Source organism: Treponema sp. UBA753 (assembly GCF_002297325.1).
Classification (GTDB): domain Bacteria; phylum Spirochaetota; class Spirochaetia; order Treponematales; family Treponemataceae; genus Treponema_D.
In genome coordinates this window covers 1-12,481 of the sequence record NZ_DBKJ01000101.1, presented here as the reverse complement: position 1 = coordinate 12,481, position 12,481 = coordinate 1, and the positions used below count along the sequence as shown (strand labels likewise).

Sequence of the window (12,481 nt, the reverse complement as noted above, 5' to 3'; positions counted from 1 at the left end):
GCGCCTTTGCCCTCATAATCTTCAGCATAGGGATTCTGATTACGCGCGAGTCAACATAGGCCGCCTCAAAGTCCTGCTTTTCAGGATATGCCGCCTTGAAAGCCGCAAGAACCTCAGCCGCCTTTTCGCCGTATTTTTGGGAAAGAAGAGATTTTGTCTCGTCCGCGCCCAGCGTGATTTTGCTTCCGCTGTTCCATGAGGCGTCGCCCATCTTCTGCATTGTCTCCCATTCGTTAAGGTTCGAGCCAATCAGAAGAGAGTATTTTTCGCCGTTTTTCGGGAATCCGTTTTTGCCTGCGATGTCGTCCGGGATAAAGTCGCCGTCAACATAAGGCTCCCAGGAAAGAGAATAGCCTTCTCCAAGAGCCGCAGGAATCTTGAATTCTTTTCCTATCTGGTCAAGCGCCTTGTCAGAAGCCTGAACAAGGTCGGAATAAGGAACGCTCTGGAGCTTTTCAAATTCGTCTTTTTTAAGCCCGAGATTTTCAAGCGTAAGCTCGGTAACGCGCTCTGCCGCCGCCTTTGGAGTCCAAAGAACGCCCATTGTCTCGGTCGCGCCGCTTTCAACAATTCCGCGCCTGAAAAGTCCGTTTGCGTAAGGGCTTTCCATAAGCGCAAGGACTTTTGCTCCGCCGCCGCTTTCTCCAAAAATTGTCATGTTGTTCTTGTCGCCGCCAAAATTTGCAATGTTTGCTTTTATCCACTGCAAAGCCTGAACCAGGTCGTAGATTCCGACGTTGCCCGGGGACTTGTACTCGTCCGAATAAGAAGCAAGATTCAAGTGGCCAAGCACGTTGAGCCTGTGGTTCACGCTGACTACAACCACGTCGCCTCTTTTTGAAAGATTCTCGCCGTCATAAAAAGGCTGCTCGATTGCAGAGCCTGCCATAAATCCGCCACCGTGAAGCCATACGATTACCGCGCGCTTTTTGCTGTCAGCCGAAGGAGTCCAAATGTTGAGATTCAGCGGATTTTCGCTCATGTTGTCAGTTCCGGCAGTTCCCGGGCGGAAGCCTGTCTGAATGGCAATCGGACCGTATTTTGTAGCGTCTAAAATGCCGCCCCACTTTTGAACCGGCTTTCCGACAGTGAACCTTTTTTCAACCTGCGCATAAGGAATTCCCTTGAAGGAATAGATTCCGCCAGAAACGCTTCCGCGAACCAAGCCGCTTTCAGTTTTTACGACTGCGCCGGAAGAAAGGGAAGCTGAAAGTTTTTTATATTCCTTCTCTGAAATCCGCCCAAACCACTGCACGCCAGTTTTTTCAGGATTCGTGTTCACAGCAAGGTGGGCAAAACTTGAATTGGCGGCCGCGCCGTGCCAATGCCTTACGTTCGGAGGGCAGAACGCAACATCGCCCGGATGCATTACCTGAACGCTCTCGCCCTCAATCTGATGAAAGCCGATTCCGTCCGTCGCAATCAGAATCTGTCCGCCCTCGTGGGTGTGCCAGCCGTTGTAAGTTCCTGCGTCAAACACAACGTTATGGATTCCAGGCGCGCCTGCCTCGTTCGGTGTTCCAAGCACATCGGAAAGATAAGCCGGTCCTGAAAAATTCGGAGATTTTAGAAGAGTTCCGTTTCCGAACATGAATCTGCCGGCGGAAGTCAGTTTTCTTCCATTATATTCTTCCGCGTCAACATTCGCGTACCATTCCTCGCTCACATCCTCGTGAACATCTTTTCCGCTTTCAGGCTTCCAGTCCGCATCGTAAATCACAATCTGCTGAAACCAGCTGTCGGGAACCGCACCGTGCCAGTGCTTAACGCCAGCCGGAATATGGAGAACGTCGCCCTTCTGTATAATCTGCGCCTTCTCGCCTTCCGCCTGATAGTAGCCGCGACCGCCGGTAACAAGAACCTCCATTCCGCCGTGAACGTGCCAGCCGCTGTGAGAGCCGGGCGCAAAAGTTATGCTGTTTGTAACCGGAAAATTGTAGAGCGAATCTTTCTGAATCAGATTCTTGAAATAAACAGTTCCGAAAAAACGCGCGCTGGCATCGTCTCCAAGCGGAAAAGTCAAGCCGTTTTTTGATGTGATTTTTCCGCCGGAAGAAACGTCAGTTTTCGCAACATTCTTTGTGCTTGAGCAAGCGGCAAGCGAAATCGCAAGAATTCCGGCAAAAACCGTTGCTGAAAAAATATTTTTTTTCATTGATACCTCCAATAAAATTATCCAGACGTCCCATGCCTTTATCTAATTCCACAGGGCAGCCCGAGTTTTCTACTTTCTACTCTCTTCCGCTACAGTCTTTTTCCAAAGAATTCTGAAAGCTTGCTTGTCGCTTCGGCAACGTATTCACTTTTCCAGTAAGTCTTGATGTGGGACGCGCCGTCAATCAAGTAAAGCTCCTTGTCAGCTGTTCCGGTCGCCTTTTTGAAAGCGTCCTCTGACATATAGAGCGTGTCGGCGGCAGAGCCTGCAATCATCAAAAGCGGCTGGTTTATCAAGTCCATTCTGTCCTCAACGTCGAACGCCATGAGCTTGATGAAAGATTCGGTCGTGTAGCTTCCGGTCGCGCGCGGATGGCGGTAAGAAAGTCCGTAGTAGTCGATTCCGTCCTTGTAAAGTCCCTCCGGCTGGCTTTCCATAATCTTGCGAAGCTCGGCATCGTCCTTGTGCGGAGGCAAAAATCCTTCATAAAGAACATTGCCCTTAAGCTCCTCGTTGCGCGCGTTGCTTGCCCTCAAAAGACGCTCCTGAATTGTGGCAATCTGCTTGTCGCCAAAACCGTTTCTTCTTACGCGGCCTGAGTTGAACATTGAAAGAGTCGCCACCGCGCGGATTCTCTTGTCGGTCTGGCTTGCAGCAAGAGTGTAGCCGCCGCCACCGCAGATTCCAAGCGAGCCGATTCTTGCGCTGTCAACTTTCGGAAGCTGAACAAGATAGTCAACCATTCCGCTTACATCGTTGATTCTGTTCGCAGGCCAGTCGCGAAGACGAGGCTCACCGCCGCTTGCCCCCTGATAGCTCGCGTCCGCCGCAATCGTGATGTAGCCGGCCTCGGCAAGCTTTTGAGCATACAATCCCGCAACCTGCTCCTTGCAGCCGCCGTTCGGATGGGCCACCGTAAGTGCAGGATATTTCTTTGAGTCAGATTCGTCATAGTCCGCCGGAAGATAAAGATTCGCCGAAATCGCAATTCCGTTCAAATCGTAAGTAACCGGGCGGATATTCACCTTACCCTTTACATTTTCCGTAACCGCTCCGTCGTAAACCAATTCCCACGGATTTCCATTAAAACTTTTCATAGAGACCTCCTTCGTTTCCGCTGATTTTGTTGTGGCGCAGGCAGAAAAACCCGCTGTGCCGATAACTGCCGCAGTAAAGACCGCGACATTCAAAAGTGATTTTTTCATGTGTACCTCCAATTTTCTACAACCTTTACAGTTTCCGGGCTTTGAGCCAGTTTTCAATCAGGCCAGCAATCTGCCTGTTGTTTTTTTCCTGGAACATAAAGTGGCTGTTGCCGGTGATTCCCATTTTCGGCAAGTCCCAGACTTCCGCGTCGCCGCCGTCAGCACGGTAATGCTCGGCAAAGTCAAGAGCCTGGTCGCGCACGTTTTTCCAGAACGCGGTTGAATGAATGTCGCTAGGCCCATTGTCGATGTAGTCGCCGAAAATCACGACCATCGGAATCTTCGCCTCAAGGAATTTCTTGTATTCCGCAGAGCCTGCCGCCGGAGTTCCGCCCGGCTCAACTGCAATCAGCGCCGCCATGTTCTGAGCGTCCGTCTGCCAGCCTACTCTTCCGCCCTGCGAATGTGTAACGTAGACCGCCTTTTTGCCGGTGATTTTCGCGCTGTCGGAAAGAACCTCGCTCAACGCCGCGCCGAAAAGCTTTTCATCATAAGCTCCTGTGTTCGGCGTCATCTGGCGGAAAAACTGGTTCTGCGCCTCTTCTCCTTCCTGGAACTGGCTTCCATCGTAGCGTCCCGGAGCAACACGCCCGATTCTAAAGTGAGTGTACCAGGACTGATCGCCCGGAAGATATTCGTTTGTCCTGTCCGCAAAAGTGTCGATGAATCCGCTTGTCATAACGGATGTGCTTCCGGATTCGCCTCGACGCGGCTAGCCAACAAGAAAAACCGCGCGTCCGTTCCGCAAAGCAATGTCGCTCCAGCCCTCGCGCCCGTCGGGAGTCGTCATCCAGCCCATTCTGCTCTGTCCGTAGCCGTGCAGGAACACAACCGGGCTTGCCTTTTCCTTAGCCGGAATCTGATAAAGAACGTTCGCATGGTCAACGTGCGCCGTGTTTCCCTCGCGTGTCTTGGAAAGCCAGTTTGTCGTCTCGTTGTATTTTCCCGGAACCGGCTCTGTAACCGTTCCGCCCGAACTGAAAATTCCCTGCTTTTTGATGCTGAGCGGTTTTGACTTAGGAGAAGCAAACGCAAAGCCCGCCATCAGAGCCACCGCAGCCGCCGAAAAAAGAATCTTTTTCATAGTTTCCTCCTTTGTTTGTTTTGATTTCAAATTTTCAGGGCGTTACCCGACATCCTGTCGAACAAGAAGCTTCGCTTCTTGCAATTTTTCTGCCCCTAATCCGCCATCCATGTCGGAATCAATTCCCGCAGAAAGAATCAACTCCGGCGGAAAATGTCGGGTCGGGCTATCCGCACTTCGCCGTCTAACCGCGGCTCATCCGCTTCACTCACTTTGTTCGCTCCAGTGGACTGCTTCGCAGGTGCTACTATCCCTAACGCTCTCTAAAAAAGAATATAAATCACGCTGGAAAATATTTAAAATATAATGTTTTTTTGCTGAGCATAAGTTTTGATTATGGCAAAGGAAAGAGCAAAACGAAGAACGAAAAAAAAACAGCCCCTGCCAAAAGCAGAAGCTGCCTGAAAAAACACAACGCACAATGAAAATTACGAATTATTCATTACGCATTACGAATTGAACTTACTTTCCCCTCTTTGCAACGCTCTCGTTCACTCGGCTGATTTCAGTCTCAACGCCCTTCGCAAAGTCCGCGACCGCCGTGTTTCCCACAATCGCCATCGTGTTAAGGTACGGAACAATCTTGTCGTTTATGACCGCAAGAATCGGCTTCTTGTAGCTTGACGCGCTCGCGCCCTTGCTGCCCTCCGCCTTTACAAAAGCGTCGTTCGCCGCCGTGAAGTTGTCCTGAGCCGCCCGGATTGCCGCAATAATCTCAGCAACGCCGTCCAGCTTCTCAATATCCGCCGCAGCTTCCGCAGACGAAAGGTCTTTTAGAAGGCTTTCAATCATCGAGCTTTCAGAAACATAGCTCGCGCTCAAAATGCCCGACTTCGCGTACTTGTCGTAAATAGCCTTCAGGCTGATAGCCGCAGCTTTCTTCTCCTCAAGCGGAAAAACCGCATAGCCCGAAAGAAGCGCGCCAAGATTTCTCACGGCCTCGTCTCGCTTTGAGTCTGCCTCGTCAAGGTTTGAAACCGCCTTGTCCTTTAGGATAGCCTCCGTAATCGCGTCGCTTAAAACCGTAAGCTCTGCTATCTGCGACTTTAGGAAAGCGTCTTCCTGAGCCTTTGAGTCCGCGCCGAAAATGCGGATGACCGAGTCCGAAAGCCCGTCCACCTCGGTGATACGGATTGTTGATTTTACTTTGTTCATTTTTTCCTCCATGCTGAACTGATAAAAACTGGCAAAAAAATAAACAAAGCTCTTTCCGTGTTTCCGGGCGACACCCGATTCCCGCAAAATTGCAAGCTGTCTTTGAACGGCGCAATTCTGTTTATTTCCCTGACCGATTGTTTAAAGATAAACAAATTCTTGGAAAACGACAAATAAAATGTGAGTACGATTAAAAAACTGAAAGGCGGCTTTCGTACTCAGTACGATTTTAGGATTCTGCAAAAACAACATTCGTACTAGGTACGATTTATGAAATTTGAAAAAATGACGTTCGTACTCAGTACGATTCCTGAAAAATTCAGAAAATGACATTCGTACTGAATACGATTCAAGAAAATCACAAAAAACACGGTTCGTACTCAGTACGAATGAAGAATTTTGAAAAAGCGATGTTCGTAGTGAGTACGATGTGGAGTGTATAAAAATAGAAAAAAATTATTTTTGAATCTTACTCAGCAATTCATCGAAAATTTTATCACTTCCCCACGACTGAGCAGAAGATAAAGCCAAAAGTCTTTGTTCTTCTTTTCCTAATTCTCCCCCTTCGATATGTTTGTAATTCAAATCATGCTCGCATTCTGACCACGCATATTGAAAAAGAGTTTTTATTTGCAATTCAAATACAACAGGAATATTTTCTTTTCCATATTTATCTCTAATTTCTTGCGGCATTGTAAGAATCATGTGTCTTCCAAAATATTTGAATTCATGGTCGTTATCAGGCTCTTTATTAATATCTTCAAAATTTGTGTAATAGTCATGAATTCTGTTTCCAACATTCTCAACATCTTTCAAATACAAAACTAATATTCTTGCTCCAATTTGGTCTTGTATTTCATTTATTGGATTTTGATACTTTAACTTTCCATCTTTTTCTTTTAAAGCTTTATCGACGAATCTATCAATTCCTTTTGCTCTAGTATCTATCCTGTCAATATGAATTTCGGTTCTCGGAATGTTATCAAATGTATTTGTTAAATCAGATTTCAAGTCCTTAGCAGCTTCTTGCAAAAAATTGTATCGTTTTGTGTACAAATCTAGTATTTCTTTTTTTTTCATAAAGTCAGACCTTTTGTTTATACTTTCTTTTTACAACTTTTCCACAAGACTTTATCATTGTTTTATCATCATTCTTTGTAAGAGTCCAAACTGTATCAAAATCTTTTGATGGGGCTATTGCGATTGCTCCATTATCCATTATCAAAAATTGATATGTGCAATTACTGTTGAATTCTTCGGAATCAATCTGAAATTGAACAGATGAATTTATTGCGGACAATTTACTAAGGACTTCATTTTTAGTTTCTTCAGATAGATTCATTAAAGAGAAAAAACCTTCAAAAGATGTAAGTTTCTGATTCACATTTGGAATCATTGAAATAACACCAGTAAGTTCTTTTTGCACTGTTTCACTGTCTGTTACTTCAATAGTCTTCCTAATTGCCTCAGCGAGCATTTTTGTTCCACGTTTTGGAGTCATTGATAATTCACAGTTGAGAAAATCTTTTATCCAATAATCAGAAATATATTTAATCTTTTTATCTTGATTAATCTGTTTGTCAATTGCAAATCCTGTAAGGAAGTTATCCGCTTTATCAAAGTATGCAATTTTAAACTTATGAGAATTTTTTATAAAAACATCATCAGATATATCAAGTTGAAAATTATTTTCTTTTGAATTTTTTATCATAATGCCAGTTTCGGCAGGAATTCGGAATAGTACAATTCTTTCATCATTTTCACTGCATAGCTTTATAATAAAAAACAAGCCATTCTTCATTGTCAAATCAGTACAAGATGACAATCTTGTTGATAAGTATTTAGCATTATCCAAGGAAAAATCATCATTAAGTTTTCTTAAATTCAACAATACTTCATTGTTCTGTGTTCCTGATACGGGAAGAAATTTTATTGGTATGTTACAGTTTGATTCCAAATTTTTTAAAATATCACTTACCATTTTATAAATAGGTTCATTGCAAGAAACTTCTTTTCCAATATTTTCTTTCAATTCTTTTACTTTCTTTTGAGCAAGCACTAGAAAACAAAAAATTTTATTAACTTCCATATTTCATTACCTCTATTTTATTATAGGATTTATGCAGTTTTTATTTCTTTATTTTTCTTGCTTTCAAACAATGGCTGCATTTCTTTGTCTTTCAATTCTAATTCTTCAAGAATTCTATTTACTTCATTTGCAACATACCAGAACATTACTGGAGCAATTGCATTTCCCAATGCGCGGTATTGGGCATGCTCAGAGCCGACAAGTTTGAAGTTTTCAGGGAAAGACTGGATTCTTGCGACTTCTCGAGGAGTGAAACGTCTGTATCTGCCGTTTTCAAGCAAAACCGGGTCTGTGCTGTTTAATGAAACTTTTGCAAGGTGCGCCCCAACTGTATTACAAGGCTTTTCAATATCTTGAGCACGGCCTTTGTTCATTTTTTCACGGCGTTTCATCATTCCGTCAACCGCTCTTTGAGAAAAGTAATATTTTTCATCAACACTGTTTTCTATAACCTTTTTTAAAGGCTCAAATTCCGAAGTGTTAATAATAATTGATTCTGGAAAATGAAAATCAATGTGTAAATCATTTCTAAATCCAACGATTATTACACGCTCTCTTTTTTGAGGAACACCGTAATTTGCTGAATTAAGAATCTGATATTTCACCGTATAACCGCTATTTTCAAATTCCTTTATAATTAACGGAAAAGCTTCTTTTTTGTTTGCTGTAAGAATTCCTTTTACATTTTCCGCAATAAAACATTTAGGCTGTTTTTCCCGTAAAATCCTGCACATTTCAAAAAACAGTTTTCCTCTGTCATCTTTTACGCCTAATCGCTTTGGATTCTGGGCAATAATTGAAAACGACTGACAAGGGAATCCGCCTGTCAAAACATCAATGTCAGGCAATTCTGAAGATTTGACTTCCCGAATATCCCTATTGTCAGGCTTCAAATTGAAGTTTTCTTCAAAAATCTTACAAGCATTGTCATCAATGTCATTTGCATAGACAATTTCCATATTATTCTGTCCATAATGTTTTCCAAGAAAGTCAAATCCGCCTAAAAGTCCAACATCAGTTCCGCCACAGCCACAAAAAAGAGAAGCAACTTTTAATTTTCCCATATCAGCAACTCCGTTTTTTCGCTTACATCTTCCGAAAAAGAAATATCAGCCCCGTCAGTTATACGCATTGCAATCTTATCGTTTTTATATAATTTCACCGGGTCTTGCAATATATAAATCATCTTGTTTGTTTTATTTATCATAAGACGGTAAACAAAATATCTATCTTTTAAGGTTGTTGCAGAATCCCATTCATTGCGAGTCAAATGAAAACTAAAAAATTTTAATGGCTTATAACTTATAGATGTTTTTACTTCTATAAATCGTTTAAGCTGATTTTCTTCCACGCTTTGAATGTCATATCCAACAGCTAATTGTGTAGGGATTTTCTTTATAAGATGAATTAAATCTTCTCGCCCAAGATTCTTTAATCTTACCTTTTCATGCCCAATTACAAGAGCTTCTCCCAAATCTCCAATATCTTTAGTTGAGCCAACATCATTAAGTATTTCCTCAATTTTTGAATCAACTGCAACCTCAAAATCAGATTTTTCAGAATCTTCATTTTCATCAATAAAATAACTTGATAAATCTGTTTTAAATAAATCTTCTGCTAAATTTGAATTTACATATTCGAACCAATCAGCCTCTAATGTAGAAATATCAGAAACTGAAAAAGTTTTTCCATAAAAATCATCATACCCATGAAACAATTCATCATCATTTATAAAACACATTATGGCTTCCATTTCTGTATGATTGATTGAATAATATCCATGTGATTCATGCAGCAAATTCGCTTGAACCATGTAATCAAGAATATCGCCTGCATAGCGATTTACATCTCCGCCATGTTCATATTCTATTTTATGTTTTCGATTTTCAAGAATAATGCCAGCAGTCTCTAAAACATTTCTATTATCTCTTGTAACGCGTAAATCATTGAAAATACAATGTGTAGCTTCTTCTTTAGTTATGTTTAGAGGTCTTTCATTTTCAATTTCATAGCTGTTCATCATTTTTAATATGTATTGAGCAGGCTTAAATCGTATTCCTGCATCAATCATATTTTTTATTTCATTTGACTTTAAATGTCCGCCTGGATATTGAAATTTAAAAAGATAAAACTTAAAGAATTGAACTAAATCCTGTGTTTTATCAAGAAAGTATGCTGTTTCACCTGTTTTTGTGTTTCTTGATTTCTTGTCTTCAATATAAAATCCAAATAATGCTGCAATTTCTGTCCGCCAATTGTTTATTGTTTTTTCAACACTATTTGAATTTCCTGGAAACAAATAAATTGCTTGATTCATTTTTTCAGCATATTCTTTTATAGGAAGTTCTTTCAATTCAGAACAAATATGAGCCACATAGAAAAGGACATTTTCAATATCACCTTTAAAACGAGGTCTTACATGATGAAGCCTATAAAAATATTCATTTGGAATTTTATACATTTAACAACTCCCTTATTTTTTCCGCAATTGCTTTAGCTAAAAGTGGCGGAACTGCATTTCCTACTTGTTTATATTGACTAGTTTTTGTGCCTATAAAAATAAAATCATCGGAAAAGGACTGCAGCCTTGCACTTTCTCTGACAGTCGGAATTCTGTTCCATTTATAATGAAAATGATGACGATGACCAGTGTCTATTGTAAAACTTGGCTTGTTGCTATTTAAACGAGTCCATGCAATGTGGACTTTTCTTGTCTGCTGCAAATCCAAAGGTAAATCTTTGTAGTTTCCACCATCTGGAACAAGAGCAATTATTTTTTTCGTCTGTTCACTGTGCTGGGTAATTTCATGATTATAGATTTTTTGAGAATTTTGCCGCATTAGTTTTTGGTAATCTGACTTTGCTTCTGTAAAATAATTTGTTCCGTCTGAAAGTGAATCTTCTGGCAAATCAGATAGAGCCTCTAAAGAAGTTACACAAGTATTCTGACTTTCTGGAAATTCAAACATTTCTTCTCCAAAAACATCTTTTTTCAAGCCGACGAAAAATGCTCGCCGTCTTGCCTGCGGAACTCCGTAATCAGAAGCTGTAAGAATTTTATAGGCAACGTTATAACCAATTTCTGTAAAATCATTTAGGACTGATTCTTTTACAATTCCATCACCAATTGAAAGAATGTTCGGAACGTTTTCCATAACAAAGACTTTTGGCTTGATTTCATCCACAAGGCGCACAAATGATTTATAAAGTTTGTTTCGTTCGTCATCCACAATTCTTTTTCCGGCGACTGAAAATCCCTGACAAGGCGGGCCGCCTATTATCAGCGGAATATCATTCTTTTCCAGTTTTGTAAGTTCAAATATTTTCTCGCTTGAAAGTTCTTTTATATCTCCGCAAAAAGCAACTGAATTTGGAAAGTTTTTTTTATATGTGACCACTGCGTCTTTCCAGACATCTATTCCGAATGCGGAAGAAAAACCTGCTTCCGAAAATCCTTTTGTAAAACCACCGCAGCCGCAGAAAAGGTCAATAAATTTTATTTTTTCTGAATCTAAATTGTTCACAAAAAACACTATACACAATTTTTGGCAAAACTTCCATAGTATTTTGCGTTAGGGATTGTAGGGGCGGCGTAGCCGTTGCGAAACGGAGCAAAGCGTAGTGGAGCAATGAAGCGATAGCGCAACCCCGAAAAGCCCGCCCCCGAGCGGTTGTTGAGCTTGTCGAAACGGAGCGAGGGGAACGCCCGAATAAAAAAACAGCCTTTCCAAGCATAAGTTTTGGTTATGGCAAAAATCAAAAAACTGTGATATTTTCAAACTATGATAGAACTCTACGTTTTGAATGAGCTTGCCGCCTTTCCAAAGTACGGAACTCTTACGGCGGTGGCGGAAAAGATGAATGTGTCGCAGCCGGCGTTGAGCCGCTCCATGAAAAAACTTGAAGAAGATTTGGGAATCCAGCTTTTTGAGCGCGGAAAAAACAGAATCATCCTGAACGAGAACGGAAAGATTGCCGCCGAGTATGCGCAGAAAGTGATTGATGCGGAGACGGCTTTTGAAAAGAAAGTCATTGAGTACGAGCAGACGCACAGAATTTTCAGTTTTGCGTCGATTGCGCCAATGCCGATTTCAGAGCTCACGCCGATTCTTTCGCAGCAGTTTATTGGAATGACGGTAAAATCTGAACTGAAAGACAACGAAAAGGAGCTTTACAAGTCGCTCGACAGCGGAAAATCAAAACTGGTCGTAACGCTCGCCCCGCCAAAGAACACGGAAAAATACGCGGCGGTAAAACTGTTCACGGAAAATCTATTCATCGTCCTTCCGAAAAACCATAGGCTTGCAGAAAAAGACAAAATCAGCCTGAAAGACCTTGCCGGAGAAAAAATCCTGATTTATAGCAAGCTCGGATTCTGGTATGAAACCACAAAAAAGCTCATTCCAAATGTGGAATTTTTTGACCAGCAGGAAATGTCCGCATTAAGGCAGCTTGCAAAGCTCACAGAACTGCCGTCGTTTGTCACAAACTTCACGATTCAGAACGTCTGCGAAATGAAAGACAAAAAAGCAGTTCCGATTTCAGACAGCGAAGTGAACGTAACATTCTGGTGCGTCTGCCTGAAAAAGAACGCGAATCAGCTTGCCACAATATTCTCGCAGATCCGCGCGATTTACGGGGAATAAAGAGACCGCCGTACCCGATTTATTTCAGCATCTATGCGTATATGTGCCGTGACTGCAAAAAGTTCATCGCAAAGTGCGAAAGCGCAATCATTCCGGCGGTCATTCCCAAATATTCTGCAACGCACACAAAAATATTCGGCGCGGAAA

General features: G+C 42.1%; 11 protein-coding genes. 1 reads left to right on the top strand and 10 read right to left on the bottom strand.

The features are described 5' to 3' along the window. From B4C08_RS08430 to B4C08_RS08385, 10 genes are all read right to left on the bottom strand, one after another. Window positions 1-2,155 (bottom strand): carboxylesterase family protein (locus B4C08_RS08430; RefSeq protein WP_296664413.1); only part of this gene is annotated, 2,155 nt, incomplete at its 3' end. Between the two features lie 89 nt (window positions 2,156-2,244). Further along, window positions 2,245-3,360, bottom strand: coding sequence for an alpha/beta hydrolase (locus B4C08_RS08425; RefSeq protein ID WP_296664411.1), 1,116 nt, complete (start codon window positions 3,358-3,360; stop codon window positions 2,245-2,247). Between the two features lie 25 nt (window positions 3,361-3,385). Then, window positions 3,386-4,039: a hypothetical protein gene (locus B4C08_RS08420; RefSeq protein ID WP_296664409.1), complete on the bottom strand. Its 654-nt coding sequence runs from the start codon at window positions 4,037-4,039 to the stop codon at window positions 3,386-3,388. Between the two features lie 33 nt (window positions 4,040-4,072). After that, on the bottom strand, window positions 4,073-4,444 hold the full coding sequence (locus tag B4C08_RS08415; RefSeq protein WP_296664407.1) for a hypothetical protein: 372 nt from the start codon (window positions 4,442-4,444) through the stop codon (window positions 4,073-4,075). Between the two features lie 462 nt (window positions 4,445-4,906). Next, the gene (locus B4C08_RS08410) at window positions 4,907-5,599 is read right to left on the bottom strand and encodes a DUF6261 family protein (protein WP_296664404.1); all 693 of its coding nucleotides are present in this window, start codon (window positions 5,597-5,599) and stop codon (window positions 4,907-4,909) included. A 456-nt stretch (window positions 5,600-6,055) separates the two neighbouring features. After that, window positions 6,056-6,679, bottom strand: coding sequence for a GTP pyrophosphokinase (locus tag B4C08_RS08405; RefSeq protein WP_296664402.1), 624 nt, complete (start codon window positions 6,677-6,679; stop codon window positions 6,056-6,058). A 4-nt stretch (window positions 6,680-6,683) separates the two neighbouring features. Beyond that, window positions 6,684-7,688, bottom strand: a complete 1,005-nt coding sequence (locus B4C08_RS08400; protein WP_296664400.1) for a hypothetical protein — start codon at window positions 7,686-7,688, stop codon at window positions 6,684-6,686. A 29-nt stretch (window positions 7,689-7,717) separates the two neighbouring features. Next, window positions 7,718-8,752, bottom strand: coding sequence for a DNA cytosine methyltransferase (locus B4C08_RS08395; RefSeq protein ID WP_296664398.1), 1,035 nt, complete (start codon window positions 8,750-8,752; stop codon window positions 7,718-7,720). Next, a complete protein-coding gene (locus B4C08_RS08390) occupies window positions 8,740-10,149 on the bottom strand; it encodes a protein NO VEIN domain-containing protein (protein WP_296664396.1) in 1,410 nt (469 codons plus the stop codon). The genes B4C08_RS08395 and B4C08_RS08390 overlap by 13 nt, the downstream gene beginning before the upstream one ends. Further along, entirely contained in the window at window positions 10,142-11,212 is a 1,071-nt protein-coding gene (locus tag B4C08_RS08385; protein WP_296664394.1) for a DNA cytosine methyltransferase, read from the bottom strand. Before B4C08_RS08385 ends, B4C08_RS08390 begins: the two co-directional genes overlap by 8 nt. A gap of 258 nt (window positions 11,213-11,470) precedes the next feature. Between B4C08_RS08385 and B4C08_RS08380 the strand changes: the two genes are divergently transcribed. Then, window positions 11,471-12,334, top strand: coding sequence for a LysR family transcriptional regulator (locus tag B4C08_RS08380; protein WP_296664392.1), 864 nt, complete (start codon window positions 11,471-11,473; stop codon window positions 12,332-12,334). Window positions 12,335-12,481 lie beyond the last annotated feature (147 nt).